Origin of the sequence: Flavihumibacter sp. CACIAM 22H1 (assembly GCF_001601815.1) — a bacterium.
Lineage (GTDB): Bacteria > Bacteroidota > Bacteroidia > Chitinophagales > Chitinophagaceae > Flavihumibacter.
The window spans coordinates 39,898-47,462 of sequence record NZ_LUKG01000030.1; the positions used below are offsets into that span (position 1 = coordinate 39,898).

Consider the following 7,565-nt stretch of genomic DNA (forward strand, 5'->3'; position numbering starts at 1 on the left):
GTTAAGGCCCATTCTGATGACCACTATTGCCATGGTATTTGGTATGTTGCCGATTGCCATAGCATCTGGTCCGGGTGCCGAATGGAAAAACGGACTTGCCTGGGTAATTATCGGCGGGTTGATCAGTTCCCTATTTCTGACCCTCGTAATTGTGCCGGTGATTTATGCCATTTTTGATGGCTGGCTGGATAAAGCTAAAAACAAAAAGAAAGGACAAAAAACAATTGATGAATTAATGGTGGAAGATTTTGAACCGTCTCCCACACAGGATGGATTTACACCTGCGCATGTGGTTTAACACAAAGCCGATTCCTGCGGGAATCGGCTTTTTTATTACAGTTTAAAATTCCAGGTTACACTGGGAATGATTGGAAACAAGCTTACCTGTCGGGCATCCACTTTCAGGGTTCCGTCCAGCGCTGAGCCGGTTTGGTCAAAATAAAGGAAATAAGGATTTAGCCGACTGTATACGTTGTAAATACTAAATACCCAATGCCCCTTGATTTTGCGCGGCTTTTTCGGCTGGGGTGTATAAGTGGCCGAAAAATCGAGCCGGTGGTAAGCCGGCAGGCGATATTGATTGATTCGGCTATACTCCTGGGTTAGCACACCATTTATAAGGTAAAAACGTTCCGGCAAGCTCGTGGCATTGCCGGTACCATACACGAAAATGGCAGAAAGTTTCCATTTCTTATTAAGCTCGTAACTGGCCACAGCAGAAAGGTCATGCCGGCGGTCGTACCGGGCGGGATATTTATTGCCTTCGTTCAGATCGGGGAACTTCCGGTAAGTCCAGCTGAGCGTATAACCAATCCAGCCGGTCATCCTTCCCTGGTTTTTGCGAACAAAAAATTCAGCGCCATAGCTCCAGCCATCTCCGAAAACAAATTCTTCCTCCGGGTCGGCCAGGGAGGGGGTATAACCTTCCCGGTATTCAATCTGGTTCTGCATTTGTTTATAATACAGCTCCACAGACGTTTCGTACATATTCTGTTTAAAATTCCTGAAATAACCCGCCGCATATTGCCAGCTCAGCTGTGGCTGAACAAATAAGGTACTGGGCACCCATAAATCAGTAGGCAGGGTATTACCGGCATTACTTACCAGGTGAATATATTGGTAGTTTCTGGAAATAGAAGCTTTGACAGAACTGGCATCATTGATACTATACCGCATGGTTAAGCGCGGTTCCAGGCCACCATAATTTTTAACCCGGTCGCCTTTGCCATAAACCACACTATCGGTTTTATTTCCATCGTTATCCCGTTCGTAGCGGGTATAGGCACCCACCTGAGTAAAATTGCTGTATCGCAAACCGGCACTGATGCGGAATTTATCGGTCAGGTCCCAGTCGTCCTGTAAATAAACAGCCATTTCCCGGGCAAACTTTCGTTGTGCATTGTTTGGCGAAAAATCAATAGAATCGGACCTGCCGGAAACCAGGTTGGGTTTGAATGTATGGTGCGTGAACTGAGCTCCAAATTTCAGTTTATGCTGAGAACCGGGATAATAATCAAGATCAAATTTGCCGGTCAGATCACGGATACCAGACTGAACATTAAAGCTGAGGTTATTCTGGGTACCGTTAAAGGCAAAGTTATAATCATTAAACACCAGGGTGGTATTGGAAAAAAGTTTGCGATGGAACAAATGATTCCAGCGAAGGGTGGCGGTAGCATTTCCCCAGGGAATATTAGCACTGAAAGAGCGTTGGCTGTTTTTGAAGGTAAATACATCGCGTCCGAAATAACCGCTCAGGAATAAGCGGTCCTTATCGGAAAATTTGTAATTCACCTTGGTATTCAGGTCATAGAAATAATAACCCGATCCATAAAAGGAACTCTCTTTTTTTACAAAGGGTTTTACAAGGGCATCGATATACGTGCGCCGGGCGGAGATAATAAAGGACGCTTTATCTTTTTTTATAGGTCCCTGTATATTTAAGCGCGATGCGATGGCACCGATTCCTCCTTCCACTTCCATTTTTTTCATATTGCCATCTTTCATGGCAATATCCAGTACCGAAGAAAGCCTGCCGCCGTATTGCGCCGGCATACCGCCTTTAATAAGACTTACATTTTTTATAGCATCGGAGTTAAATATGGAGAAAAAGCCAAACAGGTGGCCCGAATTGTAAACTACGGCATCATCTAACAAAACCAGGTTTTGGTCGGGGCCTCCTCCCCTCACATAAAAACCTGCATTCCCTTCTCCTGCATTGCGTACTCCTGGCAATAATTGAAGGGTTTTCAGCACGTCTACTTCGCCAAAAATGGCCGGCAATGATTTTATCTGTGCAATACTAAGGTCTACTTTGCCCATCTGCGCCTCCCGCACATTTCCATCTTTTCGCTTGGCATAAACCACCACTTCCTCACTTGCAACAATCCGGGGATAAAGATTGATGGCTATGCTAAGATCTTTGTCGAGCTGAACGGTAAGGTTCTGGGGGTCATAACCGGTATAGGAAATGCTAACCTGATAGGTACCGGGCGCCAGGGTTATGGAAAAAAAACCGTACGAATTACTATTCACTCCCTTCCCCTTTCCATTTATTGAAATAGTAGCTCCGATCAGGTTTTCGCCCGACAGGGTATCTTTTACATACCCGCTGAGGGTGAATTTTTGTTGTGCAATGGCGTTCTCCAGGGTAGCCAGCAACAGCATAAAACAAAGGATAAATCGGTTCATAGGCGCAAAACTACCTGCTCCTGAACAAATACAGGCAAGCTTGGTTCATATTTTCCGTAGGAAAGCGCATTTATTTTAACTTTGCGGCCCATGTTAGTAGGATTACAAAATGTTACGTTTGAATTTGGAGCCCGGGTTATTGTATCCGATGCCTCCTGGCACATACAGCCAAATGAGCGAATTGGTCTGATCGGTTACAACGGTACCGGTAAATCAACCTTATTGAAACTGATCGTAGGAGAATACCTGCCCTCTGCCGGAACCGTAGAAAAAAGCCGGGGTACCAGTATCGGGTACCTGCACCAAGACCTGTTGAGCTTTGAAACCAGGCAATCGATCCTGGAAGTAGCACTTAGCGCTTTTGAACGGGTACAGCAACTGGAAAAAGAAATTGAAGAAATTGGCAGGGAACTGGAGCAAACCGGCGATGAAAAGACCCTGCACCTGTATTCCGATAAATTACATGAATTAGAAACCCTGGGCGGTTATGATATCCATCATCGTACAGAAGAAGTACTGCACGGATTAGGGTTTTCCGTGGAAGATATGGCCCGCCCTTACCAGGAATTCAGTGGTGGCTGGCGAATGCGGGTATTGCTGGCAAAAATGATTTTACAGCAACCCGACCTATTATTATTGGATGAACCGACCAACCACCTCGACCTTCCCTCTATTGAATGGCTGGAAAAATACCTGCTGCATTATAAGGGATCTGTCGTAATTGTGAGTCATGATAAGTTTTTCCTGAACCGGATGGTTACCAAAATAGTAGAAGTATACCAGAAACAACTTCATATCTATACCGGTAATTACGAATTTTACGAAACCGAAAAAGCCATGCGCGTGGAATTACAACAACGCGCATTCGAAAACCAGCAAGAGTATATCCGGCAGCAGGAACGTTTTATTGAACGATTCCGGGCCAAGGCTACCAAGGCTGCCCAGGCACAAAGCGCCATGAAGCGGCTCGATAAACTGGACCGTATTGAAGAAGTAGAAATTGAACGCCCCAATATCAAGATAAATTTCCGCATCGATAAAGTACCTGGCAAGATCCTGGTTGAACTCAAACATATTACCAAAAAATATGGTAATCAGACGATCGTGGAAAATTCCTCGGCGGAAATTGAACGGGGCGATAAAATTGCACTCATCGGGGCCAATGGTAAAGGAAAATCTACCCTACTACGGATCATTGCAGGTATAGAGTCTTTTGCGGGAGAACGGAAATGGGGCCATAACGTGGAAGAAGCTTTTTATGCCCAGCACCAGCTGGAAGCATTGGATGTTAATAATACCCTGCTGGAGGAAATGAAAACCTGTGGCAGTCAGAAAACCGAACAGGAACTGAGAACCCTATTGGGTTGTTTTCTGTTCAGCGGAGACGATACCGATAAAAAAATTAAGGTATTAAGCGGTGGAGAAAAAGCAAGAGTAGCGTTGGCCAAAACCATCGTCAGCAAAGCAAATTTCCTGATGCTGGATGAACCGACCAACCACCTCGATATGCATTCTGTGGAATTACTGGTGGAGGCATTAAACCGCTATGAAGGAAGTTTTATCCTGGTGAGTCACGATCGTTACTTTATTTCTAAAGCTGCCAATAAAATCTGGGAAATTGACAACCACGAGATCAAAGAGTTCAAAGGCAGCTATGGCGAATGGGTGGAATGGAAAGAACGGATGGCCAAACAGGCAGCACTTGCCGAACAGGCTGTTAAAGCAGAAAAAAAAGAAGCTGCCCCCACAATTGTTCAACCCGTGGCTAAACCAGCAGCACCTTCCTTAAACAGGGACCAGAAAAAAGAACTGCAGAAATTACAAAGGCAGTTCAGCCAGGTAGAAGAAAAAATAGCCCGTTTAACGGACGAAAAAACAAAACTGGAAGCCGCCCTTGGCGACCCTGCCACTTATTCCAATAAGGAAAAATTTGCTGCTACCGAAGCTGCTTACAAGAAAAATGCTGAGCTACTGGCTGCATTAAATGCAGAATATGAAACCTTATTCGAAAAGATCCTTTCAATGGAAACCGAAATGGACTAACTTCATGGGTTATGAAACCATGGGTGATACTGCTTTTCGTACTACTGATTTCATTAACCGACCTGGTTCAGGCACAGCGCCCACCTGCACAACGTCCGAAAGTAGGACTTACCCTTAGCGGAGGAGGTGCAAAAGGCCTGGCGCATATTGGAATTCTGAAAGCAATTGATTCAGCAGGTTTACAGATCGACTATGTTACCGGCACCTCTATGGGGGCCATTGTTGGCAGCCTCTATGCCATCGGTTATTCCGGCGATTCCATATTACAGATTGCCCGTGCAATGAATTGGAATGTGTTATTAAGTAACCGTTCTTCGCTACAGGCTTTTATCATGGAAGAAAAGCAGGAATATGGCCGGTATGCGTTGGAATTACCCATGGAAAAAGGACGATTTCGTATTCCATCGGGTGTTCTGGAAGCAGAAGAGCTGTGGTTGAAGTTTAATGAATTGTACAACCCGGTTTATGGAGTAAGAGATTTCAACCAGTTTAAACGTCCGTTTAAATGTATTGCTACCGACCTTGAAACCGGGGACGCGGTTGTTATGGATAAGGGCGATCTGATATCGGCAGTACGCTCCAGCATGGCCATTCCTTCTGTATTTACGGCAGTTCAGGTAGGGGGTAAAAAACTAGTGGATGGGGGGTTGATCCGGAATTTCCCGGTAAGCGATGTACGCAATATGGGGGCCGATATCGTAATCGGCAGCAGTGTTAGCTCAGGATTGCTTTCTGCTGATAAAATTACCTCGCCGGTACAGATTCTGATGCAGATTGCATTTTATAAGGAGGCCAACCTTAGCAAGCAGGAAGTTGCACTAACGGATTATTACATTGAACATCCGGTTGCCAATTATTCGGCAGCCAGTTTTAACTACAGCGACAGTATATTAGAAATCGGTTTACGCATGGGAGCCCTGCATTATCCCTATTTCAAAAAGCTGGCCGATAGCCTGAATGCCCTTTACGGACCTCCTCAAAAAATTGAATTTCCGCTGGTTAAAGACCGGGTAACCATACGACATATTATCAGTGATAGTTTACGGTATATCACCAAACCATTTCTGCGTCGGATGCTGGGATTGAAAGAAGGCGAATCCTATACCGTAAAAGAAATGGAAGATGCCATCCGGCAGGCTTATGGAACAAGGTATTTTAACCGGCTTTATTATCAACTGGAACCGGTAACTGGTGAGGAAGGGGTAGCAGATATGCACCTGATAGCGGAGGAAAATGCGCCCATTACAGCAAAACTTGCCGTTCATTATAATACCCTGAGCGATATGAGCCTTATCGCTAACCTGAGTTTCCGGGATATTTTGGGAAAACAAAGCAGAACATCCGTAGCCGCAGCCATTTCAGAAAATTTCCGTTTCCGGGCGGAACATAGCCAGGTATTTGGAACGCCGCATGTACCGCTGGCCTGGGTTTCTGAATTCTATTTTGAGCGACAGGAATTTCCAACCTATAATTCCTATAAATCCATTGGGTTGGCCAGGGAACTCAGCACCTTCGTTGATACCAGGTTACAGCTTGCCTACAAAAGAAGGCAATCCTATGCAGCAGGTATTCATTGGGAAAGAGCATCACTGAAACCACTAACAGAAAACCTGCAAACGATTGAGGGTAAAATCCGTTACCTGCAGGGATATCTGCGCTATGAATACAATTCACACGACCGTTTGTTCCTGCCCAAAAGAGGAACCTATACCCTCCTGGAACCATCCATCATCTTTGCCCAGAAGCCCAATGCCGTATTCCTGGCTTCCGGCGTACCGATCCTTAACATTGATTCACTGGGGCTAACTTTTGGCAGTTTCGCCCGGCTTCGATTCCAGATTCAGAAAGTATTGCCTATCCGTAAAAGATCCTTTCTCACTTTGCAGGGAGAATCTGCCGCTAATTTTAATGCTTCGCAGTTTTTGTTTCATGATTTTCTCATAGGTGGAATGAAGCCAATTATGCGCAACCAGGTAAGTTTTGCCGGTTTACAGGATGCTACTATTACCACTAATAGTTTTATAAAAGGGGCCATCAATTGGCGTTACCAGATAACAGGGGCCGTTTACACCGGCATAACCTTTAATTTATTATATGCCAATTTCCTAAAAGAACCGTTTGAAATAGAAGACAGGCGTTTATTAAGCGGTTATGCATTTACGCTGGGCATTGACTCCCCTATTGGTCCGCTTGAATTCAATTTCATGTATGGAGATCAATCTCGCCATATCAGAAATTACGTTAACCTGGGTTTCCGGTTCTCGCGCCAAATGTTTTAATTGATTTTGATATCCTGCCGGGCTTTAACAAAATCAGTTACCAAAAAGGCAATCAATTGGCCAATGTTGTCTGCTTTTCTGCCATCGCTGAGCTGGGCTGCTCCTTCGCAGATATGCAGGTAGGCCGGTTTCAGATCCTGTGCCACAAAATTTAAATATTGCCGGGCATGCATTACCGTAATTCCGGAAGAAGCGCATGCACTGCTAAGCACTTCCTCAATAACGTCCAGGTCGAGCTCTATACCGCAAAAAGTTTCGTCCATAAAATTGGTACAATGGGCTACTGCCTGTAAGAAATTTCTTTTTTCCTGCAGGAAAATATCTTCATAACTGATCAGATCCAAAAAGGGGTTATTCACGAAATCGAGCCAAACATTCTGCTGTATATACGATTCCTTCACCCCAATAACGCTGTATTTCTGAAGGTATCCATCTTCTTCTGCATACCGGAAGCCATTGCCGGAATGCCGGCCTTCGGTGGGTCGGAAATCTGTATGGGCATCGAGGTTGATTACATTAATTTGTGCCAGGGGTAATTTTCCTGCTTTAAAC

At 44.9% G+C, this 7,565-nt stretch carries 5 protein-coding genes; 3 read left to right on the top strand and 2 right to left on the bottom strand.

What is annotated here, in order from left to right:
• The coding region (locus A1D16_RS10340; protein ID WP_290709288.1) for an efflux RND transporter permease subunit at positions 1-298 on the top strand (298 nt) is incomplete at its 5' end.
• Positions 299-333: 35 nt separating this feature from the next.
• On the opposite strand, the gene A1D16_RS10345 is transcribed toward A1D16_RS10340, so the two are convergent.
• Positions 334-2,691, bottom strand: a complete 2,358-nt coding sequence (locus A1D16_RS10345; RefSeq protein ID WP_290709289.1) for a TonB-dependent receptor — start codon at positions 2,689-2,691, stop codon at positions 334-336.
• Positions 2,692-2,781: 90 nt separating this feature from the next.
• Here A1D16_RS10345 and A1D16_RS10350 point away from each other — a divergent pair, with 90 nt between their 5' ends.
• Both A1D16_RS10350 and A1D16_RS10355 read left to right on the top strand, forming a co-directional pair.
• A complete protein-coding gene (locus A1D16_RS10350) occupies positions 2,782-4,734 on the top strand; it encodes an ABC-F family ATP-binding cassette domain-containing protein (RefSeq protein ID WP_290709290.1) in 1,953 nt (650 codons plus the stop codon).
• Between the two features lie 11 nt (positions 4,735-4,745).
• Positions 4,746-7,013 carry a patatin-like phospholipase family protein gene (locus A1D16_RS10355; RefSeq protein ID WP_290709291.1) on the top strand — a complete coding sequence of 756 codons (2,268 nt, stop codon included), beginning with the start codon at positions 4,746-4,748 and terminating at the stop codon, positions 7,011-7,013.
• Here A1D16_RS10355 and A1D16_RS10360 read toward each other — a convergent pair.
• On the bottom strand, positions 7,010-7,565 hold a 556-nt coding region (locus tag A1D16_RS10360), incomplete at its 5' end, for an arginase family protein (protein ID WP_290709292.1). The two genes, A1D16_RS10355 and A1D16_RS10360, sit on opposite strands and share 4 nt — an antisense overlap.